The following is a 26,197-nucleotide window of genomic DNA, read 5'->3' as shown; positions in this document are numbered from 1 at the left end:
CTGTTTTTGATGAAGCAAAGGTATCTCTGCTCATTTCTGAAAAGAAATAAGTTTTACTGAACCGTAAAAAATAGAAACTGAATCGTAGAAAATTACAAAATAGGAATGCAGAAATCTACCAAACACTTTTTCTCAGGGTGTTCTTGGTAATCATTATGGTAAATTTCATAAGGACATTCTTTTCTGAACTGATGTCCGTTTTCGTTCATCCAAAGGAAAAGTGCGTTCCAAGCAGTTTCGAATTCGGGGAGTGTAATTTCTTGTCGAGAAACGATATATTTCCCTTTTGGTAAAATTTCTAGGAAAACTTCGCCTTCATTTTTGATGGGTTCTTCTAGCAACATGCCTGCGTGAATTCTCACTTTATTGGGAGCAGTAACTTTGAAACTATCGTGATAAACGGTAATCATTTTCACATTTTCTCTAGGGAAAATATTTTTAGAAATAGCCCAAGAAATAAGGGTATTGTAAGCGTTTCCTATATTTTGTACACCTATGCTTAATACTGATGCAATCTGCATTTCTGGCATTTCTTTTATTTGAATATTGGCTTTATTTTCCATAAAAAATTTCATTTGTTCTAGTTGGTAAAGATATTGCTCGAAAACGACTTCTTTTTGTCCGATATTGCTGATAATGGTTTGAATTTTCTTAAAATTTTCTGGCGAATTTTTTCTAAAAGCAGCAGGTGAAATCCCAAAGTGCTTTTTGAAGGTTTTGCCAAAAGTAGAATGGCTATTGAATCCTATTTCCAAGAAAATATCTTCTAAAGATTTTTCTTTTTTTAAGGAAAGCATCATGGCAGCTTTTTCCATGCGTTTTCTGGTGATGTAACTTAGCAAAGTTTCACTGGTAACCGCGCGAAAAATCCTATGAAAATGAAATGCAGAATAATTGCCCATTTCTGCGAGTTTTTCCAGAGGAAGTTCATCGTCCAAATGTTGGTCAATGTAATCTAAAACCTTTCTAATTCTTGCAAGATGTTCTTGTGAAGTCAACCGATTATTTTTTTACAAATATAGAACTAAAAACCACAGCACAATGGTCTATTCTTGCTCTTATAAAATGCAAAAAACTCGAAGACGAATCCTCGAGTTTTCTGTTACAAAAGTTTAATATGAAGGGAATTTTATTTTTTAGGCTTGCCTTCAATTGCTTGAATTTCAATATTATTGTTATTTGCATTCATAGCGTCTTTTAACCATTTTTCTTGTTCTTTGAAAACTTCGCCGATGGTTTTATCTTGTCCTGGCATTTTTTGAGACAAAGCTTCTGCAGGAATTCTTCCTTTAATTTTAGCAAAAGGATCATTTTTATAGTCTGCGTATAATGTTTCAAATTTTTTGCGATCTACTTCTAAATTGTTTATTCTCTGCCCAAATTGTTTATTGAGTTTTTCTGCATAAGTTTCTTCTTCCCAATTTTCAATGGTTTTATTTCCTTTTAATTGCCAAGAGTAGTTTTGATTAGCGTCTTCTATCTTCACAATAAGCCCTGGTAAACCATAAAATTTATATGGTCCATCTTGAAATGGTAAATCCTCAGAAAACCAAGCCGTCCATTTTCTGCCACCAAATTCGGTAGTAGCTTTTTGTGCTTGATATTCTCCAATTTTGGATTTTTCTGATTCTATTTTCCAGTTAAAATTGATAGCTTCTTTGTAAGTAATATCGTCTTGTAACATTCTTTCCGTATATCTTATTTCTGTTATAGGATATACTTTTCTAATGGTGTGACCAAATTTCGGTAGTTTTATAATTTTAGTTATATCTGGCATAATACCAGATTTTTGAGAACTTTCTATAGTTGTTTTTAAAATAGAGTCTTGTGTAACTTGCAGATGATCTCTGTAAATAGATCTATCTTTGGTAATGTCTAGGAAAAGAATATGTTTTTCTGTTCTAGCTGAATCTTTCTGTGGTTTAAAGGTCAATTCATAAAAAAATCTGTTAGCAGATTGTGCATTTGCAAGAGTTACTAAAAACAATAAAGCAAAGCTTAAAGATTTATACCATTTCATTTTTTAAATTTTATTAATTAGTAAGAGATTTTTTACTTTGTTACAAAAATTTATGAAAAAAATTACTCTTAATGCTTTAAAACTATTTTTTTGTGATTTTAAAATCCACATTTACAGATAATTTATATTTTTGTTTAAAATTTAAGACAAATGAGATTCTTTAGAGCGCCTATTTTAGGAATATTTGCAATGATGCTTTTCGTAATCAGTTGTAAAAAAACAGACATTGCTTTGCCAAAATCCGAAGCCAATATAGACAGCATTGCTTCTAAATATTATGAAGGTTACCTGAAAATGTTTCCTCTGGAAGCCACTATGCAAGGCGATAATAGATATAATGACCAATTGCCAAATGCGATCAGTCAGGATTTTATTTCTAAAGAAATCGGTTTCTATACCGAAACTCAAAAAAAGTTGCAAACTCTTGATTATGAATCTCTTTCTGATAAAGACAAAACCGTTTATGATGTTTTAGATTTTACCTTAAAAGATAAGATTGAGAAGTATGCGTATCATCCAGAACTGATGCCTTTTAACCAATTTGAAGGTTTGCCATTAGATTTTCCATTGTTAGGCAGTGGAGATGGAAATCAACCGTTTAAAACGACTAAAGATTATGATAATTTCTTGAAAAGAATAGATGCTTTTGCCGTTTGGATGAATACTGCCGAAAAGAATTTCAGAGATGGGATGAAACAAAATGTGGTGCTTCCCAAAAAATTGGTGGTGAAAATGATTCCTCAAATGAGAGGTGAAGAAATTATTTCTGAAAATTTTGATAAAAATATTTTCTACGGGCCTATCAAAAAAATCCCAGCCAGTTTTTCTGCTGCGGATAAACAAAAGTACTCCGTACTTTATCAAAACGCTATTAAAACGAAAATTATTCCTGCCTACAAAAGTATGGGTGATTTTCTAGAAAAAGAATATTTGCCAAAAGCGAGAAATACAGATGGAATTAACGCTATTCCAAATGGAAGCAATATTTACACGTATCTCGCAAAATCTTGGACTACCACTAATCTTACTCCCGATGAAATCAATAAAATTGGGTTGAAAGAAGTAGCCATGCTAAGAGCAGAAATGGAGAAAGTAAAAACTCAATTAGGTTTTAAAGGAACACTAGAACAATTTTTAGTAAGTCTAAAAACAGACAAAAAAGCAATGCCTTATAAAACGCCAGAAGAAGTAATTGCCGCGTTTAATGGTATTTTAAAGAAAATAGAACCAAAGCTTCCAACGATGTTTAGTCAATCTCCTAAAACACCGTTTGAAATCAGAAGAACAGAAAAATTTAGAGAAGCAAGTGCAAGTGCAGAATATAAACCAGGTTCAGCAGACGGAAGCAGACCGGGAATTTTTTATACGCCTATTCCAGATGCTACTCAATATAATGTAACCAATGGTTTCGAATCTTTATTCCTGCACGAAGCTATTCCAGGGCATCATTATCAAGTTTCGCTTCAACAGGAAAATATGGAAATTCCTAAATTCATGAGATTTGGTTGGTTCGGAGCTTATGGAGAAGGTTGGGCGCACTATACCGAAACTTTAGGACCAGAGTTTGGTTTGTACACCGATCCTTATCAAAAAATGGGTTATTTAAGTGATCAAATGTTGCGTGCAGTTCGATTGGTAGTAGACACAGGAATTCACACTGGAAAAATGACCAGAGAAGAAGCTATAAAATATTACCTAAACAATATTTCTGATTCTGAGGAAGGCGCAACTGCCGCAATTGAGCGTTATATGGCGATTCCGGGACAAGCATTAGGTTACAAAATCGGTTCGCTTAAATTTTTAGAATTAAGAGCTAAATATCAAAAAGAACTAGGTAAGAAATTTAGTTTGGCTAAATTCCATGATGAAATTCTGAACCAAGGATGTCTTCCATTGTCCGTTTTAGAAAGAAAGATGGAACTTTGGGCAAAGAAACAGTAAAAATATAAACCGCAGAATTTTGCGGTTTTTTTTATTTCTCAAAAAGCATTTTCGTGAGGTAATCTTTCTCCTGATTTCCTCTGGCTGGAGAATATTCTCTGCCGTAGAAAATAATTTGGAGGTGAAGTTTATTCCAAGTTTCTTTTGGGAAAAGTTTTTTAGCGTCGTTTTCGGTTTGAACCACGTTTTTTCCTTCGGTTAATTTCCATTGTTTCATCAATCGATGAATGTGAGTGTCTACCGGAAAAGCAGGAACACCAAAAGCCTGACTCATCACTACACTCGCCGTTTTATGACCTACTCCTGCTAAATTTTCTAAATCCTCAAAGTTAGAAGGAACTTCGCCGTTATGTCTTTCCAGAAGTTGATTGGCCATGATTTTTAGATTTTTGGCTTTGGTTGTAGAAAGTCCGATTTCTTTAATCAATTCCTTGATTTCAGGCTCTTCTAATGAAGCCATTTTTTCTGGATTGGGTGCTACAGAAAACAATTTGGGAGTTACTTCATTTACTTTTTTATCAGTAGTTTGTGCAGAAAGTGCAACTGCAACCAATAGTTCATAAGCATTTCTATGGTTCAGTGGAATAGGAACTTCGGGATAGATTTTTTCTAACTCAGTCATTACTATTTTTGCACGCTCTTTCTTAGTCATTTTCTGTAAATTTGAGCAAAAATAAGCATTATGTTAAAAATAGGTGATACACTTCCTACGTTTCAATTGGATAATCAAGACGGAAATCTGGTTAAATCTTCAGATTTCAAAGGGAAAAAATTGGTGGTTTTCTTCTATCCGAAAGCCAATACGCCAGGTTGTACAGCAGAAGCTTGTAACCTTAATGAAAATATAGAATACTTAACGAAACAAGGTTTTACGATTTTGGGAATTTCTGCAGATCCTGTGAAAAATCAAAAGAAATTTCATGATAAATTCGGGTTTAAATATGATTTATTAGCCGATGAAAACCATGAAGTTTGTGAAAAATTCGGGGTGTGGCAACTCAAAAAATTCATGGGCAAAGAATTCATGGGAATCGTGAGAACTACCTTTTTATTTGACGAAAATTCTGTTTGCACAGAAGTCATCGAAAAAGTAGAAACCAAAAATCACGCAGCTCAGATTTTGAAGTAATCTTTTTTACATTGTCATTCTGAACGAAACGCAGTGAAGTGAAGAATCTGTTCTATATTAAAGAGATTCTTCATTCCGTTTCACTTCTTTTCAGAATGACAGATAATTTTATTTAAATATCAGCTTCGAAATACAATAATTCTTCTGGATCACCATCCATGAAGAATTTTTTTTGGAATTTTAAACCTAGTTTTTCTAATAATTTTCTAGAAGCGTGGTTGTATTCTACCGTAATTCCGCCCAATTTTTTAATTCCGTAATCATTTTTAACCAAATTTTTCATAAAATGGGCACTTTCGTAGCCATAACCTTTTCCCTCAAATTCTGGCAAAAAAGCAAAGCCAATATCAGGAGCATTATCTGTGTTTTCTCTAGCGTAAACTCCACAAGTTCCCATTTTAGAAGAATCTTCCTTTAGAATTACGGTAAAACTTCCGTAGCCTAGTCTTTCAAACTGAGGAAAACATCTATTGCGAATGTAGTTTTCGGCGTCTTCTATGGTTCTTACGTTTCTGTCTCCAATATATTTGATGAAACTTTCAGAATTTAAAAGTTGAAGAATAAATTCGGCATCCTCTAAATCTGTAGGTTTGAGTAAAAGTCTTTCGGTTTCGTAGGTTTTCATATTAATTAAGGATAAATTACAGTAAAAATATAAGCAGCCAAGTTCACAAGTAAAACTACACCGTAAAGAATGTTGGTTTTTCCTCGACTTAGCGATAACATGGTGATAAAAATAGACAATCCCAGCAAAACCATCGATTTATAATCTAATCCTAAAACAAGGTCTAAATCAAAAATACTGCACACTACTGCAACTGCGGGAATAGTAAGTCCAATAGAAGCCAAAGCGGAACCTAAAGAAAGATTGAGGCTGGTCTGTAAATCATCTTTTCTGGCTGCTTTAATGGAAGCGATTCCTTCTGGTAATAAAATCACTGCTGCAATGATAACTCCAACCAAAGATTGTGGCAATCCTGCATTTCTAATGATGGTTTCTATAGGTGTAGAGAGTTTTTTTGCCATTAATACTACAATTCCTAGACAGACCAATAAGGTAATAAAACTCAGAATACTTTCTTTTGCAGTAGGGACAGAAACTACTTCTTCTTTGTTATTGGGTAAAAAATAATTTCTATGTCTCACCGTTTGAACCAATAAAAAAGTGCTGTAAATGGTGAGACAAGCTATAGAAACAAAAATCAATTGAGGTTGCGTATAAACAGGACCATTTATACTGGTCGTAAAATTAGGAAGAATAAGAGTAAGCACTAAAATAGCAATCAAAGAAACGAGTAGGGAATTGGCAGAAGTTCTCGCAAAAAACTGTTCGTGAAATTTCACACTTCCTACCAATAAACTTAAACCTAAAACACCGTTTAAAATAAGCATTACCGCTGCGAAAACAGTATCTCTGGCGAGATGTGAGGTTTCTTTTCCTCCTGCTGTCATGAGCGAAATAATAAGTGCTACTTCTATAATTGTAATGGAGATCGCCAAAACAATAGTTCCAAAAGGTTCGCCAATTTTATGTGCGATGACTTCTGAATGGTGTACTGCAGAAAATACACTTAACATTAAAAAAACGCCACAAAGCATTAAAATAACTGTACTGTCTGAATCGGGAGTTAAAAAGTAAATAACCCAAGCTAAAATAGGAGCAATAACCGTCCAATGGAAAAGTTTTTTTAATTTCATACGCGTTTATATTTAAGTTATATTCCTTTTTTACCTGCTAAAATCATTTCTATCAATTTTACCTTTCTGTTTTCTCTGGTTTCTGGTTTTTTGGCTTCGGTAATCCATCTCATGTATTCTTTCCGATGCGTGTAAGACATTTTCTGATACATTTCAAAAGCATCTTTGTTCTTTTCGAAAACTTCTAAAACATCTTCAGGAATTTCTACAATTCTTTCTTCTTGGTCTTCCCAAAGTTTCACCGTAACCTTATCGCCAAAAGTTTTCCCAAGTTGTTTTCTTACTTCCTGAGTTAATCCCAGTAGATGACCATCACTTTTCATTTTGGCAAGGCTTCCTCTGTATTCTACTTTTTCATCAAGCAAAGCTTTGATTTTTACCTGACCTTTTTTGCCAAATAATTCTTCTGTAGAGAAAGGAAAGTCTACAAAGGCAGCATTCATAGTGCCATTTTGCTTAATTTCTGTTTCAAAAGTGATGTAATCCGTTGACATTTTTATGAATTTTGAGAAAAAAGAAACGTTTAAAAAATTATGATTTCCTAAAAATAAGAAAATTTGAGTTTTTATAAAAGTTTTTTAAAAACTAAACGGAGTAAAAAGTAATAAAAAACCTCGAAGAAATTTCTCCGAGGTTAGTTTTAGAAGCAAAAAAGTTGCCTTATTTTCTGATGGTCATTTCGTTTAATAAATAACCAGCTCCGTGATATTTATCCATTACCCAAAGTAAGAATCTTACATCTAGGTTGATGGTTTTTTGCCATTGTTTTTCGAAAACGATATCTCCAGAAAGTGCTTCAGAGTTACCATCGAAAGCAAGACCAATTAATTCACCATTTCCGTTTAAGATAGGAGAACCAGAGTTTCCACCTGTAATATCATTATCTGATAAGAAGTTTACAGGCATATAACCTTTTTTGTCTTTGTATGGACCGAAATCTTTTTTCTTGTATAGATCTAATAATCTTTGAGGTAAATCAAACTCTGCGTCGCCTTTTTTGTATTTAGCCACCATACCTTTCATATCAGTATAGAAGTTATCTTTTACGCCATAATATTGTCTGTCTTTTCTGATTGGTAATCTATCTACTTTACCGAAAGTTACTCTCATAGTAGAGTTAGCATCTGGATAGAATTCTTTTTCTGGCATAGATTTTCTAAGACCGTCAAAGTATAATCTTGTGTTTTTAGCAAATTGGTCATCAGCTTTTACATATTTGTCTCCAAACATCATAGCTTCTGCTACCATAATTCCTGAGAATTTGTAAAGCGGATCGTTTTCCAGAATAGCTAAACTAGGATTTTCGATGAATTTAAGTAGAGATTCTTTGGTGCTGAAAATAGAAGCGTCTGCTTGGTTAGCTAATTCTGCTGGATTAGAATATTTCATCACCGGAAGTTGATAATCAAACGGTACTTTGTTCTTATAAAGAGAAAGTAAAGTTTGTAACATATCTTTTTCTACTACTGGGTGGAAACCATCGTAAGAAGCTTCTACACCAGCAAGAAGTCTAGCTTTCATAGCCGCTTTTCCAGCTTCGTTTTGCTCAATATAAGATTTAAGAGCAGCGCCAATTCTGTAAGGAAGAACTGCATATTTAGCATTTCTTTGGAATTGAGTAGCGTAGTTTCTTTCTAAATTTCTATCAGCAATTAATTTGTAATACGCTTCGATTTCTGAAAGAACATTGCCATAAGTAGCTTTGTTTTCAGCTAAGTTAGCCCATTCTTGGAATTTAGCTTCTACTTTTTGTTTGTCTGCAACTGTTCCGTTTTTGTTTACAGATTCTATGGTTCCAGCTCTGTTTTTCCAGTAGTTTGCTACAGAAGCGTATTGAGAAGCGTAATCTAATCTGATTTGCGTGTCTTTATCCATGTACTTCTTCATCACATCCATTGCAGATTTAGAAGCTTCTACCCAACCGATATAATCTTTAGTCACCAATTGATTGATTCCATAAGAAGTTAAATATCTGTTAGTTCTACCAGGATAACCCATAATCATGGTGAAATCACCAGGTTTTACACCTTTCATAGAAACAGGAAGGTGATATTTAGGTTTTAATGGAACGTTGTTTAATGAATATTCTGCAGGATTTCCTTTAGCATCACCATAAATTCTGAAAACAGAGAAGTCACCAGTATGTCTTGGCCATTCCCAGTTATCGGTATCACCACCGAATTTACCAATAGATTCTGTAGGAGTTCCTACCAATCTTACGTCTTTATAATCTTGATATACAAAATAGTAGAATTCATTTCCACTGAAGAAATCTCTTACTACTACAGTATATTTACCATTTTCTGAATTTTCTTTTTGGATGGCTTTGTATTCTGCTTCGATTACGGCGCGTCTTTCGTCAGCAGACATTTGAGGATTAAGTTTCCCGTTAATTCTAGCTGTTACATCATCCATTCTTACTAAAAATCTCACATAAAGATTTTTTGCAGGAAGTTCTTCTTTGTTGTTCATGGCGAAGAAACCATCTTTTAAATAATTTTTTTCTGGCGTAGAAAGTGCTGCAATAGCATCATAACCACAGTGGTGGTTTGTGAAAAGCAAACCTTCTTTAGAAACTACTTCTGCGGTACAACCACCATTAAACTGTACGATGGCGTCTTTTAGGCTAGAGTTGTTTACAGAATAAATTTCTTCTGCAGTTAATCTAAGACCTTGTTTTTGTAAGTCTTTTCCGTTTAATCTCTTTACGAGCATCATCAGCCACATTCCTTCGTCTGCACGCATTTGTGCAAAGCTCAATAGAAATGTGAATAGTAAAAATATTCTTTTCATTGATCTAAAAAATTTTATGGGTAAATGTATGAATTAAAAGCGATTTTTGAAAATTGGTATATAATTTGACTGGTCTGTTACAAATTACCTATGATGAAAACACGTTTTTTTATAATCAGCATATTATCAATTTCATTTTTTATGATGAGTTTTGCTCCACAGAAAGAAATTTCTTCTCTGGAGAGAAAGTGGATGTTAGTTGAATTTCAAGGATTTACCAAGGAAGAACTCATTCAGAAAAAAGCATATTTAGACCTAACTCACTTCGAAAGAGGAGGTGGCGCAAAAATGGGTTGCAACAGTATTTTTTTCTCTGTAAAATTGAAAAATAATCACAGAATACATTTCTCAGGAGTTGGTTCTACCATGATGTATTGTGACGGAAACATGAAATTAGAAGAAAACTTCGGGAAATTATTACCTACGATAACCAAATATCAAGTAAAAGGGCATTTTTTGACTTTGAAAAATAAAAATGGACAAACCATGAAATTTGTTGCCGAAGATTGGGACTGATAGTTTGATATTAAGTAGATTTGATGAAGATTTTGAAAAAATTCGCAAATTTGAATTAAAAAAATCATCATATCAACTCATCATCATATTAACACATTATCAAATGAATTTTAACCCAGAAATTCTCGGCTTGATTGCAGGAACATTGTCTTGCATAACTTTCGTTCCGCAAATTTTTAAAACTTGGAAGTCTAAATCGGTAAAAGATATTTCTGTAACTTCTTTTATGATTGTGGTGACCAGTACTTTAATTTGGTTGGTTTACGGAATTTGGAAAGAACTTCCTTCTGTAATTCTCACCAATGTAGTAGTCTGTATATCAGCAGTTATCATGCTTTTACTCAAGTGGAAATATTCTGAAAAGTAAATTCTATAAAAGATTCTTTAAACCTTGAAATGTTCTTTTGGAGAAAAGGAATTTTCTTTGAAAGAAAAACATGAATATCAATCCAGAAGTCTTTGGGTTTATAGCTGGTGGAATTTCCTCAGCGCTTTTTATCCCACAAATTGTTAAAATTTTCAAGGAAAAATCAGCCGAAGAAATCTCTTTGCTCACTTGTATTATAGGAATCATCAGCAGTGTGCTTTGGTTGTATTATGGTGTGGTAAAAGAAAGCATTTCTATGATGGTGACTAACAGTATTTCTATCGCCATCACCGTTTTTTTATTGATTTTAAAATGGAAATTCTCAAAATCTCTATGATAGGTGAATATATATTACCTTTGTAAAATAATGTAGTCAGTAAACCTTATGCTCGAAAAAAAAGAACATCAATACGAAAAAGCCGTTTTAGTAGGCTTAATTACACAGCATCAAGACGAAGAAAAACTTACCGAATACCTCGATGAGTTAGAATTTCTTGCCTATACTGCAGGTGCAACTGTAGAAAAACGCTTTACGCAAAAATTATCTCAACCAGATTCTAGAACCTTTGTAGGAAGCGGAAAAGCAGAAGAAATTAAAAATTTTGTAAAAGAAAACGAAATAGGAACCGTTATTTTTGATGACGAACTTTCACCTTCTCAATTGAAAAATTTGGAGCGAGAAATGGAAGTAAAAATCCTCGATAGAACCAATCTTATCCTTGATATTTTTGCACAAAGAGCACAAACTTCTTACGCAAGAACTCAAGTGGAACTTGCTCAATATCAATATCTTCTTCCAAGATTAACCAGAATGTGGACGCACTTAGAACGTCAAAAAGGAGGAATCGGAATGCGTGGTCCTGGTGAAACCGAAATTGAAACTGATAGACGTATTATTCGTGATAGAATTACGCTTCTAAAAGAAAAGCTGAAAACCATTGATAGACAAATGGCGACTCAACGAAATAATCGTGGAAAAGTGGTGAGAGTTGCGTTGGTAGGATATACCAACGTAGGAAAATCTACCTTGATGAATGCGCTTTCTAAATCTGAAGTTTTTGCAGAAAATAAACTTTTTGCAACGCTAGATACTACTGTTCGTAAAGTGGTAATTGGAAATTTACCATTTTTATTGACAGATACGGTTGGTTTCATCAGAAAATTGCCGACTCAGTTGGTAGAATCTTTCAAATCTACGCTTGACGAAGTTCGCGAGGCTGATTTGCTTATTCATGTAGTAGATATTTCTCACGAAAGTTTCGAAGATCACATTGATTCTGTGAATCAAATCCTCATGGAAATCAATGCGCATCAGAAACCTATGATTATGGTTTTCAATAAAATAGATGCTTTTGCTTATGAGAAAAAAGACGAAGATGATTTAACTCCAGCTACCAAAAAGAACATTTCTCTAGAAGAGTGGAAAAAAACGTGGATGGCAAAATCTAAATATCCTACCGTTTTCATTTCGGCTTTATCTAAAGAGAATTTTCCAGAAATGAAGAAAATGATTTACGATGAGGTTCATAAAATTCATATTTCTAGATTTCCATATAACGATTTCTTGTTTGAATATTTTGAGGATGAGTAAGTTGTTTAAACACAGAGGCACAGCGAAAACACAGAGCATACTGTGAACTCTGTGAAACAAGCTCTGTTTCTCTGTGTTTAAATTTTTAAATTAGATTTTTGCACACTTTGTCATGCTGAAATCTTTAGATTCGACGAAGTCAAAGCATCTAAATAATTATGAGAACTGAATTTTTTAAAAGTAGAATTTTTTTCTACATTTTTCTTGCAATTGTGAGTCTAGACTTTGTAAATGGGCTTCTGCTGGTTTATAAACCAACAGAAATTGCTGGAATTCTTGTTTTAAAGTGGCTAAAACTTCTTATTAGTTTTTCTGCTTTTTTAATGTTCTTCTTAAAAACAAATTATAATCATCAGATTTTTAAAATATTTATTTATTTCGTTGGAATTTTAATGCCGTTATATATTCTACTTTATCACATAAAAGAATTAGTTTTTTATGGTATTCACCCAATTTCTGCTGAGAAATTAATTGAAAATGGCTTTAATTTATTTTTTGCAATTATTCTTTTAATTTTTTATAATAAATATAAAATTGATAATAATGTACAACCAAATCCTTGAAGCCTTACAATTTCTTTCTACACCAGAAAAGAGAGATTTTTTGCCGTATTTTTTTAAAACGGGAAAAGGTCAATATGCAGAAGGTGACCAATTCATTGGTGTAGTCGTTCCAGATTCTAGAAAGTTGGTGAAGGAATATTGGCAAAAAGCCACTTTAGATGATGTTCAAGAAATTTTGAAATCAGAATTTCACGAGATGAGATTAGTGGCGCTGTTGATTTTAGTAACAAAATTTGAGAAAACCAAAGACGAAAAAGAAAAGAAAACGCTCGTTGATTTTTATCTAAAAAACACAAAGTATATCAATAATTGGGACTTGGTAGATTTGTCTTGCTATAAATTATTAGGAAGATATTGTTTTGAAAATCAGAAAGATGAAATTTTGAAAAAGTTATCGAATTCTGAAAACATGTGGGAAAAACGCATCGCCATTGTGGCTACGATGTATCATATCAAGAAAGGAAGTCATGATTTAACCATAGAATTGGCGCTGAATAATTTGAATCATTCACATGATTTGATGCACAAAGCAAACGGTTGGCTTCTAAGAGAAATGGGCAAAAAAGATGAAGAAAAATTATTGAATTTTTTGAAAACGCATTACCAAAATATGCCCAGAACTTCACTTCGTTATGCGATTGAAAAACTAGACGAAGATTTACGGCAAGACTTTTTAAAAGGAAGAATTTAAACTTTGGAAATTGCAAAAATCATAATGCATTATTTTTTACACTTGATATTTCCAGTGTTTATAGCGCTTGTTTTCTATAAAGAAAATCGGAAAAAGGCTTATTTCATTATGTTAGCCACCATGTTGGTAGATGTAGACCATCTTTTAGCTACGCCAATTTTCCAAGAGGGAAGAAGTAGCATTGGTTTTCATCCTTTGCATACTTATCCTATGATTTTTTTATACTTTTTAGGCGTTTTATTTCTGCGAGGGAACTACAGAATCATAGCAATAGGATTGCTATTTCACATGTTTACAGATTTTCAGGATTTCTATTTCTGGAGATGGTTAATGAAATTATAGTTTTCTCAGTTTGGTATCCATTTCCATTTTATAGGACATTAAACTGGCAATATTTTCGGCTTTAGATTTGGCAGATTCTGCAATTTCGCCAGAGAATAATTGGTCTACAGTAGATTTCCAAAGACTTAACCACGTGTCAAAATGATGTTTTTCCATTGCCATTTTTTCGTTAATAGGGAAGTGTGCACCCATAGGATTTCCGTCAAATTTCACATCAGCAAATAACAATGCTTGCCAGAAAATGTACATTTTGGGCAAATGTTTTTCCCAGTTTACTTGGGCGATTTCTTCAAAGAAAAAACCGATTTCTGATTCTCGAACGCTTTCGTAAAAAGTATTGACGAGTAGTTGTATATCTTGAATGGTAGTAATGTCTTTCATTTTACAAAAATAGTTCTTTAAAACATCAAAAATTTATGATTTCAGTCAATTAGTTTTAATTTTGCATCATTAATGATAAGATGGATTTAGAATTTTATAAAAATCAAGCTTTACAGAAGCAAAAAGAACTCAAAAAGTTTCTAGAAAATCTCAAAAAAAAGCCGCCTAAAAATTTAGATTATGTGGTTCAAGAAATGCATGATGAGGTTTTCGATGAGGTTGATTGTTTGTCTTGCGCCAATTGTTGCAAAACTACAGGACCATTGTATACCGAAAAAGACATCGAGAGAATTTCGAAACATTTGAGAATGAAACCAGCAGATTTTGAAGCAAAATTTCTGAGAATAGACGAAGATAATGACAAAGTTCTGCAAAATTTACCTTGTTTTTTCTTGAATCAAGATAACACGTGTTCTATCTACGAAGTAAGACCAAAAGCTTGCCGAGAATATCCTCATACGGATAGAAAGAAAATTTATCAAATCAATAATCTCATGTTGAAAAACACCGTGATTTGTCCTGCTGCATTTACGTTTGTAGAGAAAATGATGAAGAATCTAACCAAATAAAAAAGTCTCGAATAAAATCCGAGACTTTCTACCGTTTTACGGGTCTTTATTTTGAAAAAATCATCACTTATTTAGACTACACCTTGTGCAAGCATTGCTTCAGCTACTTTTACGAAACCAGCAATATTAGCACCTTTTACATAGTTTACGTATCCATCTTCTTCTTTACCGTATTTTCTACAAGCATTGTGAATACCAATCATAATTTCTTTTAGTCTAGCGTCTACTTCTTCAGAACTCCAGTTTAATCTGATTGAGTTCTGCGTCATTTCTAGACCAGAAGTTGCTACACCACCAGCGTTAGAAGCTTTTCCTGGGCTGAATAATACTTTATTATCTAAGAAATAGTTGATAGCATCTAATGTAGAAGGCATGTTTGCCGCTTCTACTACACATCTACAACCGTTTTCTACTAAATTTTTAGCATCTTCTAGGTGAAGTTCATTTTGTGTAGCAGCAGGAATAGCCACGTCACATTTCACTTCCCAAGGTCTCTTACCAGCATGGAATTCTGCAGTTGGGAATTTCTTCACATAATCTTCCGCTCTGTTGTTTCCAGAAGCTCTTAATTCTAATAAGAAATCTATTTTTTCGCCAGTAATACCGTCTTTGTCATAAACATAACCATCAGGACCAGAAATAGTTACTGCTTTTCCACCCAATTGTTCAATTTTTTTGATAACTCCCCAAGCTACGTTACCGAAACCTGAAACGGTTACGATTTTATCTTTGAAATCTTCGCCTTTTGTTTTTAGCATTTGTTCACCAAAATATACTACACCATAACCTGTAGCTTCTGGTCTGATTAATGAACCACCATATGCTAAACCTTTACCAGTAAGAACTCCGGTAAACTCATTTCTAATTCTCTTGTATTGACCGAAAAGGTAACCAATTTCTCTAGCACCTACTCCGATATCTCCTGCAGGAACGTCTGTTTCTGGACCAATGTGTTTACACATTTCCGTCATGAAAGATTGGCAAAAACGCATAATTTCGTTGTTTGATTTTCCTGTTGGGTCAAAATCAGAACCTCCTTTTCCACCACCCATTGGTAGAGTAGTTAATGAGTTCTTGAAAACTTGCTCGAATGCTAAAAATTTAAGCACTGATAAGTTTACTGTAGGATGGAATCTAATTCCTCCTTTATATGGTCCGATTGCAGAGTTCATCTGAATTCTGAAACCTCTATTTACCTGAATTTCACCTTTATCATCTACCCAAGGAACTCTGAAAATGATTACTCTTTCAGGTTCAGCCATTCTCTCTAGAAGCTTCATTCCTCTGTATTCTTCTTTGGTAGCAATAAAAGGAATAACTGTAACCGCTACTTCTTTTACCGCCTGTAAAAATTCTGGCTCATTTGGGTTTTTTGCTTCAATTTTCGCAACGAACTCTTGTATTTTTTGTTCGATAGTGTTTTGTTCCATAGATGTTATGAATTATTAAAGACAAATTTAATTTTTTTTTCTATTCTCACAAGAATTATTTTGACTTTAATGAAAATTATATAAATTATGATAAAAATTTTATTAAATTCATAATTATAATGTTTCTGTTAAGGAAAACATGATGTTATGTGAAAAATAATGAAATATTAAAAAATTGTGAATTTTTAAATTATAGAATATTGCTTTCCGGAAAGTGCTTTAATGTATCCTTTTAACTCAAAATCAAGCAAAATGGGCAATAATTTATAAGGAGGAATGTCTAGTTTTTCGCTCAAGTCGTCTAACGAAATTTGAGGTTGAGAAGCAATCGTGTCATAAATCGGTTGTAAGTCTTTGCTCAGTTTAATTTCTCTCGCTGCAAAAAGGCTTCCTATCTTTTCTTTTTCTTTACCCAATTGCAATTCGTCTAATATTTCTTCAAAATTTTGTAAAATTCTAGCTTTGTTCTGTGCGATGAGTAAATTACAACCTTGGCTGTACTTATCATTGATTTTTCCTGGCAGCGCAAAAACTTCTCTGTTGTAATCATTAGCATAACTTACGGTACTCATAGAACCGCCACCAAAAGCAGTTTCTATAACAATGGTAACCGGAGAAAATCCTGCTACAATTCTGTTTCTTTGCAGAAAATGTTCTCGGTCTGGTTTATCACTAGAATTAAATTCGGTGAGTAAAGCGCCATCTTGTTCTAAAATTTCTGCGGCTAATTTTTTATGCTGAGAAGGATAGATGAGATGCAAACCATGAGCTAAAACTCCTGCTGTTTTCAGTTGGTTTTTCAAGGCTTCTGTATGAGCGCAACCATCTGTTCCGAGTGCCAAACCACTTACAATGAGCACTTTTTTATTTTTTAAAATTTCTAGAAATTCTTCAATGAAATGTTTGCCATAACTCGTCATGTTTCTGGTTCCTACGATGGAAATGGGAGTTAAACTTTCGTCTAAACTTCCTTTTTGGTAAAGAATTGCAGGAGCATCATCACAATTAGAAAGTAATTTTGGCAATTCTTTTAAATGGCGAAGATTAATTTTAATGTTATTTTTTTCACAGAAGTCAATTTCCTTTTCTGCGAATTTCAAATATTTTTCGTTGCCGATTTCTTTCGTAATTTTAGAGCCAATTCCCGGAATTTCTTTGAGCAATTTCTTAGAAAGATGCCAAGTTTCTTTGGCAGAACCGGTAATTTCTACCAATCTCATAAAATTTACATCGCCAATAAGCGGAGTAGCGCGTAACGCTATGGAATATAGATGTTCTTCATGTAACATTCTCAAAAATAAGAAAAAATCGCTTTACTTTTTTCTGATTTCGTCTAAATGTTCCCAGATTTCTTCTTTCTTTTTCTGAGGCATTTCTAGAAAATGTTCAGGATGACCTTCGATGTATTCTTGCCAAAGTTTATCGTCTTTTTCGCTGTAATAATTAGGGAATTCCCAAATGAATTTTTTCTTTTTTTCTTGATGTTTTTTTCTGAAAATTAGCGCTAGAGAAAGACCAACTACCGCTCCAGAAAGGTGAGCTTGCCATGAAATTCGGCTTGGTTCATCTAATCGATAGAATAATTCTTCTGGAAAAATTCCCCAGATTAAACTTCCATAATACAAGGCGACTAAAAGGGAAACAGTTAGCAGTTTTTTGTCTTTTCTGAAAATTCCGCTGAAGAATAAGAAAAATGCTAGCATATATACAATTCCACTTGCTCCGATGATGCAGGTATAAGTAGCTTCTTGTCCGAAAAAATTCATAGGTGGCAGTAACCAAACTACGAGTCCTGTAACAATCCATCCGTAAAAAAATACAGGATTGGCCAATTTAGGATAAAACTGATAGAGCAAGAACAGCAATGCCGCAATCGGTACAGAATTACTGGCGATATGTTCTAAATTCCCGTGTAAAAGCGGAGAAAATATTACGCCTTTTAATCCTTCTGGAACTAGAGGAATGAGGGAACCTTCGCAGTTTTCTACAAAACCGATGTGTTGTAAAAAGAAACCTAACCACATGGCAGAAAGCATGAAGAGAGGAATTAGAAGCGCTTTGATGTGGATGGTGTTTTTTAGCATAAATAAAATGTGACTAAATAAATGCCAAGACAATTTTATGGAAAATTTGACTATAAATCCCCGATTTTTTTAAAAATTATAGACAAAAAGTAAGATTTTTTCGTTTTCAAGACTTCCATTCGTTTTACAAATTGTATTTTTGAACTGGTTTTTTAAATTTTGAAAATGAAGAAGTTGTTAATTTTTGTGTTCGGTTGTCTATCTATTAATATGTATTACTCCCAAATTGAGAGTAAAAGAATTCTAGATTCCATTAGCGCAGAAAACTGGAAAAAAAACATTCCTAACTTAGATTCTTTGGCAGAAATTAATTTGCAAAAAATAGATGTAAAGCACAAGGATTCCATTATTCTAAAAACCGATAAAATTACTGCGGAACTCGGCACTGAAATTCCTATTACACCGTTTCAATTGATTAAAACCAAAGAAGAAAAAGTTTGGTATTTCTATGGTCAAAACAATATGGTTTTTAACCAAGCGAGTTTCAGCAACTGGAATTCTGGGGGAAATAATAACATTGGGATTTTAGGGAAAATCAACTATAATTTGAGTTTCAAAAAGCGAAAACATTATTTAGAAAATAATTTCCAATTAGGATACGGAATTGTAGCAGCAAGCGGACAAACCACTAGAAAAACAGAAGATTTCATCAATATCATGGCGAATTATGGTTATGATTTAGGAAGGAATTATTACTTGTCTTCAGGTTTGCAGTTTATTTCTCAGTTTGCGCCGGGTTATAATTATGTGAAAACGCCAAGTCCGAATTTTGATGACAGAATTTCTAAATTTTTAGCACCTGCATATATTAATACGGGTATCGGTATCTCGTATAATCCTAATGAAAATTTCCAAGTGATTTTTAGACCGATTAATGGTAAGTTTACCATCGTGGCCGATAAGCATTTGCAAAAAGTAGGTTTTTATGGTTTAGAAAAAGATGGTCAAAGCCTCAGAAAAGAGTTAGGAGCCATGGTGAATATTTTGTACAGACAAAAAATTTATAAAGACATTAATTTGGTAAATCAACTGAACTTCTTTACCAATTATTTATATCATACAGAACGAGTGGATTTTTCTTACAACGGTCAATTGAACTTTAGAGTTAATAAGTTAATTTCTGCCAATGTAAGTGCAGATTTATTGTACGATCACGACCAAATTAAAAGAATGCAGTTTAAGCAAACTTTAGGTATAGGTTTTTCTTATAACCTCGGCATCGAAAACCAAGACAAGCCAAAAATTAAAAAAGTGGTAAAACCATTTTTATAATGAAATTTAAATAATTTAGAAAAATATAATCCACCAATAATTTGGTGGATTTTTTTATTATTACGCTCAATAATAGAGATTTTAAGCATTCGCTTTATCAATTCGCTAGCGAATTTTGCTTTGCTTTCTTAAAAAGGTTAATCTTTTATTTTAAATCTTTGCGTTTTAAAACTTTTAGTTAGCTCTTAATTCATCATTGCAGCAGCTCCCGCTCCAATAAGTCCAATGAAAATCATAATGGCATAAAAAGAAAGCAGAATGATGGTTAAAATCCCCATAAATTTATAATGAGATTTTAAAAATTCAAATGCATCTCTAATAGCGTTATTGTCATTGTTTTCAATTGCTTTTTTAGTATTTTCTGAAAATTGATACAAGTAAGAAATTGGGAAATAGTATAAAACAGCAAATGCCAAATAAAGAAGCATCATAAATATTTTTCCACCAAAAGGAAAATCTCCATTAGACATTAATGATGACGGAGCAAAAAGCATTACTAATGAACCCAAAACCATTAATCCAATTCCTACGAAACCTAAAATGGCTAAAAACTTAGTCCATTTTGCTGTTTCTTTTAAAAATTCTTTCGAACGCCAATCGATTACTAAATTTTCGCCGTTCTCTACATGTAAATTGTTTTCCATAAATTATATAGTTTAAAAAATTAAGCATTCCAAAATTCTCTATCCAGACTTCTGTATTGTATGGCTTCAGAAATATGATGAGAAAGAATATGTTCTGATTGTTCTAAATCTGCAATAGTTCTAGAAACCTTCAAAATCCTATCATAAGCTCTTGCCGAAAGATTTAGTTTTTCCATTGCGTTTTTGATGAGATTTTTAGAATCTTCATTCAGTTCGCAGTATTTTTCTAATTCTTTAGGCCCGATTTGAGCATTGTAACTGATGTCTAAATCTTGGTAGCGCACATTTTGCATTTCTCTGGCTTTCAAAACACGCTCCCGAATTGCAATACTGCTTTCGCCTTTTCTTTTGTCTGAAAGTTGCTCAAATTCTACTTTTTGAACTTCGATGTGAATATCAATTCTATCCAACAAAGGTCCAGAAAGTTTATTCATGTAGCGTTGCATTTCAAATTGAGACGAAGTGTTATTAGGATCATCAGGAAAATAACCACTTGGTGATGGATTCATACTTGCCACCAGCATAAAACTTGCAGGATAATTCACCGAAAATCTCGCTCTGGAAATCGTCACTTCTCGGTCTTCCAACGGTTGACGCATTACTTCCAGAACTGTTCTTTTAAATTCTGGCATTTCATCCAGAAACAAGACGCCATTATGCGCCAAAGAAATTTCGCCAGGTTGAGGATAACTTCCGCCACCAACTAAAGCCACGTCAGAAATCGTGTGATGCGGACTTCTAAAAGGCCTAACTGTCATCAAAGAATTATTGGCGCCCATTTTTCCTGCCACAGAATGAATTTTGGTGGTTTCCAAAGCTTCTTTCATGGTTAAAGGTGGCAGAATACTTGGAACACGTTTAGCAAGCATGGTTTTTCCACTTCCGGGAGGACCGATGAGAATAATGTTATGACCACCAGCTGCGGCAACTTCCATCGCTCGTTTTGCGGTTTCTTGTCCTTTCACTTCAGAAAAATCAAAAGGAAAATGGTCTATTTTTTCTTGAAATTCTTTTCGGGTGTCAAATTCTGTTCTTTCTAGCGGAATATCTTCGTTAAAGAAATCAATAACTTGTTTAATGTTTTCTACACCGTACACTTCCAGATTATTGACTATTGCGGCTTCTCTTACGTTTTGTTTGGGTAAAATAATGCCTTTGAAACCTTCTTCTCTGGCTTTTATGGCAATGGGCAGAACGCCTTTTATCGGTTGCAAACCTCCGTCTAAGGAAAGTTCGCCCATGATGATGTATTTTTCTAAATTTTCGGCTTTTATTAAGTCTGAAGCAGCCAAAATCCCAATAGCAATGCTTAAATCATAGGCAGAACCTTCTTTGCGCAAATCTGCAGGAGCCATGTTAATGGTGATTTTCTTACCCGGAATTTTGTAGCCTACATTTTTGAGTGCGGCATTAATTCTATAGCTGCTTTCTTTAATGGCATTATCTGGTAAGCCTACAAGATGATAGCCTACTCCGCCTGTGTCTACATTAACTTCTATAGTGATGGTTTGCGCCGAAACGCCATGAATTGCGCTCCCGAAAATCTTTACTAGCATTTTGGTTATTAATTTTTTATAAAAGTAAAAGTAAGGATTTTTTTGAAATGAAAAAACCTCAATTTTTGGTTGAGGTTTTATGTATTGTTTAGGATTTAAATCTGTAATGTAGGGGTGTAGTTTAATTGTCTTTTCCTCTCGTCTTTTACAAATAATATTTTGCCTTTTTTAGTCTCTTTTTATTTTATAATTGTCCACTTTTTAGATTCTGTAGGTTTTAATCTTTTTAGAGTAAACTTTTTAAAATCCTTTGTTTGATACTCTAATTGAAATCTTTCATCGCTGAAATTTTCGCTATTAACATCTTTTACAAAACGCATAATTAGTCCCAAATGAAAGATTCCATTTTTGTCTTTTTTCAAAACTTTTCCAATGGATTGCCAACCTTCGATATATTCAAAATGTCCATTTTTAGGTGAATATTTATTTACTTGCTCAATCGTTGGATTGGTTTCTATTTGAATTAACTTATTGTTTTTTATCCAAAAAGTCTCCACTATTGAATAAGTAGCCCTATCATTTTCCCAGCCAATAATTTCTCCAGGAATACTTTCCCAGACATTTGGCTCTTGCTCAACCTCGTCAATTTCAGAAATAAATTTTTTCAGGATTTCAATAGAGTATTTTTTGTATTTAAATTCTTTTTGAACTTGTTTTAGAGTAATTTTTGCTACCGAATTTTGTGCAAATAAAAACCCTCCCAAAAAAATAGAAGAAATGATTAAAAGTTTTTTCATGATTTTTTTAATATTAATTAGGTTATATTTAAACCAAGCAAATCGCTTTTTCCTGATTACTAAATTATGAAAAAAAAGTAATATGAAAAGCATGTTGTGGCTAAATTTCTGATTACTAACCTAAAAATATACGTTCTGAAATTATAATTTGCGGTTTTGGAATGGTTTTTTTAGGTTCTAAACTTATCTTTTTAGGTTTTTGAGAAAAAAATATACGTTTCCAGCTGCGCAAAGTCTCCTGACTTTGAGCCCAATTACTCATCATAATTACTATATTTCCAAAACTCACTTGTTTTATCATTTTTTCAATCTTGCTCAAAGTTGCAAACTTTGCGCAGCTGGGGGGGATTTTTTTGAAATGAAAAAACCTCAATTTTTGGTTGAGGTTTTGGTTATTTTTATTTCAGATTTTGAGTAGAAGCGTCAGTTTTCTTTACGCCATTCCAGCAATGTTTATAAAATTGAATTGTTTGGTTGTCAGATTAAATTCTAAATAAACATTACAATTGCCACCATCGTGCATATCTGATTCATAATATTGATAGCTTTCTAATAAAAAGGAAGTCTTACAAAAGAAACGCGCTTGAATTAGTATTTCATTTCTACTGTTTTTCACTGCAACAATCTGTTTTAGGTATTCATTGAAATTTCTTAATTTTTTATTTTTGAGAAATTCCTTTTGAAAAATTTGATCTAACACTGATAATTCTCGAGTGTTTAAATCGTAATTTGAGTAATCTTGTTGCCATTCACCATTGTCAAAATTCTTATTAAACGTGAAAACAGCATAGTTGGGAAATTTATCCAGGTTAAGATTATTTTTAACAGGTAATGTTGTTTTCTCAATTTTCATTCTATCTGGGTTTTCACCATCAATAAACTCAATAAATCCATTTTTCAAAACTGCTGTTTCTGCGTTATTAAAATCAAGTTTAAAAGGATGAAATTTAATTGAATCCTTATTTATTTTCACTAGTCCTTCAAAAGTTTCATTCTTATTATGATTGGGTTCTCTTAAATTTTCTATAAACGTGTAAGTGCTGTCTGAAAATATTGTTAAAGTTCTTTTAACTACTTTAATGTTATTAAAATTTTGCGTTGCGATTAATAATGTTTCTTTCTGTTTATGGTTTTTTTTATCAAGCTTTGAACAGTTTGAAAAAAATAACAAAAAGGTCATTAAAGTTATTTGAATTAAGATTTTCATAAAATTTTGCCTAACACTCAAATATACAAAAGTTTTTAGACACTTAAAATCTCTCTTATTTTCTTTGACTAAAGTTCCAGTCAAAGTCTACTCAAGTTTTAGGTTTGCTCGTGGTTTGTTCGTAATTTATGGTACTTTTTCGAGGCTGATTCGAATGAAACACGAACAAACCACGAACAAACGTAGAGCAAGACTCCTAGAAGACTGCTTTTTGAGTGCTGCTTACTTGGTGAAATTTTTATCAAGAAAAAAGAATATGCACCCAACAAAAAACCCCAACTTGCGTTGAGGTTTTCTTCGAAATTATATTAGAAAAACTATGCTTCTACTTTTTCAGCAGCATGTTTTTTCACGAGGTCTTGTTGTACATTGGTAGGAACTAATTGGTAGTCGCTGAATTTCATAGAGAATTTTGCTCTACCTCCTGTTAATGAGCGCAATGTAGAACCGTAATCGTTCATTTCAGCCAATGGAACTTCTGCCATAATTTTTTGATAATGACCTTCGCTATCCATTCCAGAAATCATGGCACGTCTGGTTTGTAAATCTCCCATTACATCACCAGTACATTCGTCTGGAGCAAGAATTTCTACATGATACATAGGTTCTAGCAATTGAGGATGCGCATTGTGGAACGCTTCTTTAAACGCACCAGAAGCTGCCAATTGGAAAGAAATATCATTAGAGTCTACACTGTGCATTTTTCCGTCATATACAGAAACTCTGATGTTTTGGCAATGTGAACCAGTTAATGGACCTTCTTTTAACTGTTGCATAATTCCTTTTTTAATGGCGCCGATGTAGCGAGAATCTATCGCACCACCTACGATACACCAGTAGAATGCAAATTTTCCGCCCCATGGTAAATCTTCGAATTCTTTGCTTCTAATGTTTACACCTTCTGGTTCTGGCATTCCTTCGTAGTAGTTTTCTACTCTCATGTGAATTTCACCAAATTGACCAGCGCCACCAGATTGTTTTTTGTGTCTGTAATCTGCTTCTGCTTTTCCAGTGATGGTTTCGCGGTAAGAAATTTTAGGATTTTTCATTTCCATTTTCACTCCGAAATCTTTTTCGAGACGGTATTTTACTAAGTCTAGGTGCAACTGACCTTGTCCTCCTAAAATCGCCTCGTGCGTATCATGGTCTATCTCTACTTTTAGGGTAGGATCTTCTTCTTTAAGTTTATTAAGCGCAGCAAAAAGTTTTTCCGTTTCTGCTGTATTTTCTACGAAAACAGCTTTTCTCAATCTGCTTTCTGGGAATTTCATAGGTTCTATTTTTCTATCAACACCTTTTGTATTGAGGGTATTGTTAGAATGTCCGTTTTTAAGTTTTACGGTAACACCTAGGTCCCCTGCAACTAATTTATCTACGGCGGTTCTCTCTTTTCCTTCTGCTACGAAAATTTGAGAAATTCTTTCGACTTCACCGTTATTGGCATTAATCAGTTCATCACCTGGTTTTATTTCGCCAGAGAATACTTTGAAATAAGAAACTACGCCAACTTGCGGTTCAGATTGAGTTTTGTAAATGAAAATAGTGGTTTTGTCTGCAGCATTACAAGTTAAAACTTCTCCATTTTCTAGTTTGCTACCAAAACGATCAGCTGGAGATGGAGCGATATCATCTATAAAGCCCATAATTCTACCAGAGCCCATATCTTTAGCACCAGAAGCTACAAATACTGGGAAGAAATCGTGTTTTGCTAAACCAATCATTAAACCTTGTGCCAACTCTTCTTCAGAAAGATTACCTTCTTCGAAATATTTTTCCATTAATCCTTCTTCGTTTTCGGCTGCCATTTCTACCAATGCATTGTGCATTTCATTAGCTCTTGCCATTTCAGATTCTGGGATTGGTTTTTTCTCTGGTTTACCACCAGTTGCAGGGAACTCGTACATTACCATTCTCAAGGCATCCACAATTTGGTTAAAACTTTCACCAGAATTTAGAGGATATTGAATAGGAATCACTTTGCTTCCAAATCTATTTTTAAGTTGTTCTAAAGCAGCATCGTAATCTGCTTTTTGGTGATCCATCTGATTAATCACGAAAATAGAAGGTGTTTTGTAATCTTCTACATATTCCCAAACCAATTCAGTGCCTACTTCTACACCAGCTGCAGCATTTACCATAATCAGTGCAGTATCTGCTACTTTTAAGTTGGCAATTACTTCACCTACGAAATCGTCAAAACCAGGGGTATCTAAAATGTTGATTTTATTTTTTTTCCAATTCACGAACATTTGATGTGAGAAAATCGTGTTTTCGCGTTCGTGTTCTAGGTCGGTATTGTCGGAAACGGTGTTGTGTTGTTCTACAGTTCCTCTTCTTTTGATAGCTCCACCTTCGTAGAGCATGGTTTCTATAAATGTAGTTTTACCGCTTCCTGAATGCCCGAGTAAAACTACGTTACGGAGGTCTTTAGTGTTAGTGCTCATATCTTTTGAGTTTTAAAATTATTTTCATCTATCACATCTGATTTACTAAAATTCAGACGGAATGCACACTGCAATTCCTTATAAGGCGAAAATTTTTAAAATCAAGAATGTCTTAAAAGGCACTTTGAATGTAAAAATTTAGGATACTAAAATTACAAAAGATTTTAATACAATGTAAAATTTGTAACATGATTTTTGAAAGGTTGGGAATTGTGGGGTGAT

The 26,197-nt window shown here is 33.4% G+C and carries 28 protein-coding genes; 11 read left to right on the top strand and 17 right to left on the bottom strand.

From position 1 onward, the window contains the following. Positions 1 to 92: 92 nt before the first annotated feature. A complete protein-coding gene (locus tag KKQ79_RS11175) occupies positions 93 to 998 on the bottom strand; it encodes an AraC family transcriptional regulator (RefSeq protein ID WP_213190202.1) in 906 nt (301 codons plus the stop codon). 131 nt (positions 999 to 1,129) lie between these two features. After that, a complete protein-coding gene (locus tag KKQ79_RS11170; RefSeq protein ID WP_213190201.1) occupies positions 1,130 to 2,020 on the bottom strand; it encodes a GLPGLI family protein in 891 nt (296 codons plus the stop codon). Between the two features lie 150 nt (positions 2,021 to 2,170). Between KKQ79_RS11170 and KKQ79_RS11165 the strand changes: the two genes are divergently transcribed. Next, positions 2,171 to 3,961, top strand: coding sequence for a DUF885 domain-containing protein (locus tag KKQ79_RS11165; RefSeq protein WP_213190200.1), 1,791 nt, complete (start codon positions 2,171 to 2,173; stop codon positions 3,959 to 3,961). A 31-nt stretch (positions 3,962 to 3,992) separates the two neighbouring features. Here the strand turns inward: KKQ79_RS11165 and nth are convergent, their stop codons facing one another. Further along, positions 3,993 to 4,613, bottom strand: coding sequence for an endonuclease III (gene nth, locus KKQ79_RS11160; RefSeq protein WP_213190199.1), 621 nt, complete (start codon positions 4,611 to 4,613; stop codon positions 3,993 to 3,995). Between the two features lie 30 nt (positions 4,614 to 4,643). On the opposite strand from nth, the gene bcp reads away from it, so the two are divergent. Next, positions 4,644 to 5,090, top strand: coding sequence for a thioredoxin-dependent thiol peroxidase (gene bcp / locus KKQ79_RS11155; protein WP_069799804.1), 447 nt, complete (start codon positions 4,644 to 4,646; stop codon positions 5,088 to 5,090). 112 nt (positions 5,091 to 5,202) lie between these two features. Here bcp and KKQ79_RS11150 read toward each other — a convergent pair whose 3' ends face one another. The 4 genes from KKQ79_RS11150 to KKQ79_RS11135 form a co-directional block, all read right to left on the bottom strand. Beyond that, complete coding sequence (locus tag KKQ79_RS11150) at positions 5,203 to 5,715, bottom strand: GNAT family N-acetyltransferase (protein ID WP_213190198.1); 513 nt, start codon at positions 5,713 to 5,715, stop codon at positions 5,203 to 5,205. Positions 5,716 to 5,720: 5 nt separating this feature from the next. Beyond that, positions 5,721 to 6,788 (bottom strand): calcium:cation antiporter, encoded by a 1,068-nt coding sequence (locus tag KKQ79_RS11145; protein ID WP_104793045.1) that lies wholly within the window; start codon positions 6,786 to 6,788, stop codon positions 5,721 to 5,723. Between the two features lie 17 nt (positions 6,789 to 6,805). Further along, entirely contained in the window at positions 6,806 to 7,282 is a 477-nt protein-coding gene (locus KKQ79_RS11140) for a YdeI/OmpD-associated family protein (RefSeq protein ID WP_213190197.1), read from the bottom strand. A gap of 166 nt (positions 7,283 to 7,448) precedes the next feature. Beyond that, positions 7,449 to 9,581, bottom strand: coding sequence for a S46 family peptidase (locus tag KKQ79_RS11135; RefSeq protein ID WP_213190196.1), 2,133 nt, complete (start codon positions 9,579 to 9,581; stop codon positions 7,449 to 7,451). A gap of 93 nt (positions 9,582 to 9,674) precedes the next feature. Between KKQ79_RS11135 and KKQ79_RS11130 the strand changes: the two genes are divergently transcribed. The 7 genes from KKQ79_RS11130 (at position 9,675) to KKQ79_RS11100 (ending at position 13,651) form a co-directional block, all read left to right on the top strand. Then, positions 9,675 to 10,097 (top strand): META domain-containing protein, encoded by a 423-nt coding sequence (locus KKQ79_RS11130; RefSeq protein WP_213190195.1) that lies wholly within the window; start codon positions 9,675 to 9,677, stop codon positions 10,095 to 10,097. 103 nt (positions 10,098 to 10,200) lie between these two features. Next, positions 10,201 to 10,464 carry a SemiSWEET family sugar transporter gene (locus KKQ79_RS11125; RefSeq protein WP_213190194.1) on the top strand — a complete coding sequence of 88 codons (264 nt, stop codon included), beginning with the start codon at positions 10,201 to 10,203 and terminating at the stop codon, positions 10,462 to 10,464. Between the two features lie 70 nt (positions 10,465 to 10,534). After that, entirely contained in the window at positions 10,535 to 10,801 is a 267-nt protein-coding gene (locus KKQ79_RS11120; protein ID WP_213190193.1) for a SemiSWEET family sugar transporter, read from the top strand. 48 nt (positions 10,802 to 10,849) lie between these two features. Further along, entirely contained in the window at positions 10,850 to 12,055 is a 1,206-nt protein-coding gene (hflX, locus tag KKQ79_RS11115) for a GTPase HflX (RefSeq protein WP_213190192.1), read from the top strand. A gap of 158 nt (positions 12,056 to 12,213) precedes the next feature. Further along, the gene (locus KKQ79_RS11110) at positions 12,214 to 12,618 is read left to right on the top strand and encodes a hypothetical protein (protein WP_213190191.1); all 405 of its coding nucleotides are present in this window, start codon (positions 12,214 to 12,216) and stop codon (positions 12,616 to 12,618) included. Further along, on the top strand, positions 12,599 to 13,309 hold the full coding sequence (locus tag KKQ79_RS11105) for a DNA alkylation repair protein (RefSeq protein WP_213190190.1): 711 nt from the start codon (positions 12,599 to 12,601) through the stop codon (positions 13,307 to 13,309). The genes KKQ79_RS11110 and KKQ79_RS11105 overlap by 20 nt, the downstream gene beginning before the upstream one ends. Positions 13,310 to 13,333: 24 nt before the next feature. Then, positions 13,334 to 13,651: a DUF6122 family protein gene (locus KKQ79_RS11100; RefSeq protein WP_250131244.1), complete on the top strand. Its 318-nt coding sequence runs from the start codon at positions 13,334 to 13,336 to the stop codon at positions 13,649 to 13,651. Here KKQ79_RS11100 and KKQ79_RS11095 read toward each other — a convergent pair. Beyond that, a complete protein-coding gene (locus KKQ79_RS11095; RefSeq protein WP_213190189.1) occupies positions 13,646 to 14,032 on the bottom strand; it encodes a group III truncated hemoglobin in 387 nt (128 codons plus the stop codon). The genes KKQ79_RS11100 and KKQ79_RS11095 overlap by 6 nt on opposite strands. An 80-nt stretch (positions 14,033 to 14,112) precedes the next feature. Here KKQ79_RS11095 and KKQ79_RS11090 point away from each other — a divergent pair, with 80 nt between their 5' ends. Continuing rightward, positions 14,113 to 14,601 (top strand): YkgJ family cysteine cluster protein, encoded by a 489-nt coding sequence (locus KKQ79_RS11090; RefSeq protein WP_213190188.1) that lies wholly within the window; start codon positions 14,113 to 14,115, stop codon positions 14,599 to 14,601. A gap of 71 nt (positions 14,602 to 14,672) precedes the next feature. Here KKQ79_RS11090 and gdhA read toward each other — a convergent pair whose 3' ends face one another. The 3 genes from gdhA to KKQ79_RS11075 all read right to left on the bottom strand — a co-directional run bounded on the left by gdhA (position 14,673) and on the right by KKQ79_RS11075 (position 18,115). Continuing rightward, complete coding sequence (gene gdhA / locus KKQ79_RS11085) at positions 14,673 to 16,031, bottom strand: NADP-specific glutamate dehydrogenase (RefSeq protein WP_213190187.1); 1,359 nt, start codon at positions 16,029 to 16,031, stop codon at positions 14,673 to 14,675. Positions 16,032 to 16,216: 185 nt separating this feature from the next. Next, positions 16,217 to 17,320 (bottom strand): DNA-processing protein DprA, encoded by a 1,104-nt coding sequence (gene dprA, locus KKQ79_RS11080; RefSeq protein WP_213190186.1) that lies wholly within the window; start codon positions 17,318 to 17,320, stop codon positions 16,217 to 16,219. A gap of 24 nt (positions 17,321 to 17,344) precedes the next feature. Next, complete coding sequence (locus KKQ79_RS11075; protein WP_213190185.1) at positions 17,345 to 18,115, bottom strand: rhomboid family intramembrane serine protease; 771 nt, start codon at positions 18,113 to 18,115, stop codon at positions 17,345 to 17,347. A gap of 165 nt (positions 18,116 to 18,280) precedes the next feature. Here KKQ79_RS11075 and KKQ79_RS11070 point away from each other — a divergent pair, with 165 nt between their 5' ends. After that, a complete protein-coding gene (locus tag KKQ79_RS11070) occupies positions 18,281 to 19,387 on the top strand; it encodes a DUF3078 domain-containing protein (protein ID WP_250131243.1) in 1,107 nt (368 codons plus the stop codon). A gap of 185 nt (positions 19,388 to 19,572) precedes the next feature. On the opposite strand, the gene KKQ79_RS11065 is transcribed toward KKQ79_RS11070, so the two are convergent. The 6 genes from KKQ79_RS11065 to KKQ79_RS11040 form a co-directional block, all read right to left on the bottom strand. Further along, positions 19,573 to 20,031, bottom strand: a complete 459-nt coding sequence (locus KKQ79_RS11065; protein WP_213190184.1) for a DUF5362 family protein — start codon at positions 20,029 to 20,031, stop codon at positions 19,573 to 19,575. 20 nt (positions 20,032 to 20,051) lie between these two features. After that, positions 20,052 to 21,587, bottom strand: a complete 1,536-nt coding sequence (locus KKQ79_RS11060; RefSeq protein WP_213190183.1) for a YifB family Mg chelatase-like AAA ATPase — start codon at positions 21,585 to 21,587, stop codon at positions 20,052 to 20,054. A 179-nt stretch (positions 21,588 to 21,766) separates the two neighbouring features. Continuing rightward, the gene (locus KKQ79_RS11055) at positions 21,767 to 22,324 is read right to left on the bottom strand and encodes a hypothetical protein (RefSeq protein WP_213190182.1); all 558 of its coding nucleotides are present in this window, start codon (positions 22,322 to 22,324) and stop codon (positions 21,767 to 21,769) included. A 115-nt stretch (positions 22,325 to 22,439) separates the two neighbouring features. Then, positions 22,440 to 22,643: a hypothetical protein gene (locus KKQ79_RS11050; RefSeq protein ID WP_213190181.1), complete on the bottom strand. Its 204-nt coding sequence runs from the start codon at positions 22,641 to 22,643 to the stop codon at positions 22,440 to 22,442. A gap of 114 nt (positions 22,644 to 22,757) precedes the next feature. Continuing rightward, positions 22,758 to 23,531: a hypothetical protein gene (locus KKQ79_RS11045; protein WP_213190180.1), complete on the bottom strand. Its 774-nt coding sequence runs from the start codon at positions 23,529 to 23,531 to the stop codon at positions 22,758 to 22,760. A gap of 317 nt (positions 23,532 to 23,848) precedes the next feature. Continuing rightward, on the bottom strand, positions 23,849 to 25,975 hold the full coding sequence (locus KKQ79_RS11040; RefSeq protein ID WP_213190179.1) for an elongation factor G: 2,127 nt from the start codon (positions 25,973 to 25,975) through the stop codon (positions 23,849 to 23,851). Positions 25,976 to 26,197: the final 222 nt, after the last annotated feature.

Origin of the sequence: Cloacibacterium caeni, assembly GCF_907163125.1 — a bacterium.
Taxonomy (GTDB): Bacteria; Bacteroidota; Bacteroidia; order Flavobacteriales; family Weeksellaceae; genus Cloacibacterium; species Cloacibacterium caeni_B.
This window is presented reverse-complemented; position numbering and strand designations above follow the sequence as displayed.

What these genes read in the sequence shown, in the direction of transcription:
- KKQ79_RS11170 (WP_213190201.1), bottom strand. Translation starts at nt 2,020, where the DNA reads ATGAAATGGTATAAATCTTTAAGCTTTGCTTTATTGTTTTTAGTAACT.
- KKQ79_RS11165 (WP_213190200.1), top strand. Translation starts at nt 2,171, where the DNA reads ATGAGATTCTTTAGAGCGCCTATTTTAGGAATATTTGCAATGATGCTT.
- nth (WP_213190199.1), bottom strand. Translation starts at nt 4,613, where the DNA reads ATGACTAAGAAAGAGCGTGCAAAAATAGTAATGACTGAGTTAGAAAAA.
- bcp (WP_069799804.1), top strand. Translation starts at nt 4,644, where the DNA reads ATGTTAAAAATAGGTGATACACTTCCTACGTTTCAATTGGATAATCAA.
- KKQ79_RS11150 (WP_213190198.1), bottom strand. Translation starts at nt 5,715, where the DNA reads ATGAAAACCTACGAAACCGAAAGACTTTTACTCAAACCTACAGATTTA.
- KKQ79_RS11145 (WP_104793045.1), bottom strand. Translation starts at nt 6,788, where the DNA reads ATGAAATTAAAAAAACTTTTCCATTGGACGGTTATTGCTCCTATTTTA.
- KKQ79_RS11140 (WP_213190197.1), bottom strand. Translation starts at nt 7,282, where the DNA reads ATGTCAACGGATTACATCACTTTTGAAACAGAAATTAAGCAAAATGGC.
- KKQ79_RS11135 (WP_213190196.1), bottom strand. Translation starts at nt 9,581, where the DNA reads ATGAAAAGAATATTTTTACTATTCACATTTCTATTGAGCTTTGCACAA.
- KKQ79_RS11130 (WP_213190195.1), top strand. Translation starts at nt 9,675, where the DNA reads ATGAAAACACGTTTTTTTATAATCAGCATATTATCAATTTCATTTTTT.
- KKQ79_RS11125 (WP_213190194.1), top strand. Translation starts at nt 10,201, where the DNA reads ATGAATTTTAACCCAGAAATTCTCGGCTTGATTGCAGGAACATTGTCT.
- KKQ79_RS11120 (WP_213190193.1), top strand. Translation starts at nt 10,535, where the DNA reads ATGAATATCAATCCAGAAGTCTTTGGGTTTATAGCTGGTGGAATTTCC.
- hflX (WP_213190192.1), top strand. Translation starts at nt 10,850, where the DNA reads ATGCTCGAAAAAAAAGAACATCAATACGAAAAAGCCGTTTTAGTAGGC.
- KKQ79_RS11110 (WP_213190191.1), top strand. Translation starts at nt 12,214, where the DNA reads ATGAGAACTGAATTTTTTAAAAGTAGAATTTTTTTCTACATTTTTCTT.
- KKQ79_RS11105 (WP_213190190.1), top strand. Translation starts at nt 12,599, where the DNA reads ATGTACAACCAAATCCTTGAAGCCTTACAATTTCTTTCTACACCAGAA.
- KKQ79_RS11100 (WP_250131244.1), top strand. Translation starts at nt 13,334, where the DNA reads ATGCATTATTTTTTACACTTGATATTTCCAGTGTTTATAGCGCTTGTT.
- KKQ79_RS11095 (WP_213190189.1), bottom strand. Translation starts at nt 14,032, where the DNA reads ATGAAAGACATTACTACCATTCAAGATATACAACTACTCGTCAATACT.
- KKQ79_RS11090 (WP_213190188.1), top strand. Translation starts at nt 14,113, where the DNA reads ATGGATTTAGAATTTTATAAAAATCAAGCTTTACAGAAGCAAAAAGAA.
- gdhA (WP_213190187.1), bottom strand. Translation starts at nt 16,031, where the DNA reads ATGGAACAAAACACTATCGAACAAAAAATACAAGAGTTCGTTGCGAAA.
- dprA (WP_213190186.1), bottom strand. Translation starts at nt 17,320, where the DNA reads ATGTTACATGAAGAACATCTATATTCCATAGCGTTACGCGCTACTCCG.
- KKQ79_RS11075 (WP_213190185.1), bottom strand. Translation starts at nt 18,115, where the DNA reads ATGCTAAAAAACACCATCCACATCAAAGCGCTTCTAATTCCTCTCTTC.
- KKQ79_RS11070 (WP_250131243.1), top strand. Translation starts at nt 18,281, where the DNA reads ATGAAGAAGTTGTTAATTTTTGTGTTCGGTTGTCTATCTATTAATATG.
- KKQ79_RS11065 (WP_213190184.1), bottom strand. Translation starts at nt 20,031, where the DNA reads ATGGAAAACAATTTACATGTAGAGAACGGCGAAAATTTAGTAATCGAT.
- KKQ79_RS11060 (WP_213190183.1), bottom strand. Translation starts at nt 21,587, where the DNA reads ATGCTAGTAAAGATTTTCGGGAGCGCAATTCATGGCGTTTCGGCGCAA.
- KKQ79_RS11055 (WP_213190182.1), bottom strand. Translation starts at nt 22,324, where the DNA reads ATGAAAAAACTTTTAATCATTTCTTCTATTTTTTTGGGAGGGTTTTTA.
- KKQ79_RS11045 (WP_213190180.1), bottom strand. Translation starts at nt 23,531, where the DNA reads ATGAAAATCTTAATTCAAATAACTTTAATGACCTTTTTGTTATTTTTT.
- KKQ79_RS11040 (WP_213190179.1), bottom strand. Translation starts at nt 25,975, where the DNA reads ATGAGCACTAACACTAAAGACCTCCGTAACGTAGTTTTACTCGGGCAT.